This window comes from Rhodococcus sp. MEB064, from assembly GCF_000834565.1.
GTDB lineage: Bacteria > Actinomycetota > Actinomycetes > Mycobacteriales > Mycobacteriaceae > Rhodococcoides.
In genome coordinates, this window is the sequence record NZ_JXQS01000075.1 from 1 (window position 1) to 207 (window position 207).

Annotated in this window: 1 protein-coding gene; it reads right to left on the bottom strand. The window is 67.1% G+C overall.

The annotated features are described in order from the left end of the window. Nucleotides 1–207: DDE-type integrase/transposase/recombinase (locus tag RU01_RS21820; RefSeq protein WP_042576711.1), on the bottom strand; the 207-nt coding region annotated here is incomplete at both ends.

Genomic DNA, 207 nt, shown 5'->3' on the forward strand with positions numbered 1-207 from the left:
GGGCGTCGATCAAGGTGTGCGAGCGCATGACGGCCCCGTTGTCGGCGTGCAGCACCGTCGGGGCGCCGTGCGCGGCGATGGCGTCGGTGAACATCGCCACCGCCGATTTCCGGTCTTCGGTGTACTCGATCCGCCATGCGACCGGGTAGCGGGAGAACACGTCGATGGCGAGGTAGAGCTTGTACCGATCCTGGATTCGAGGGCCGC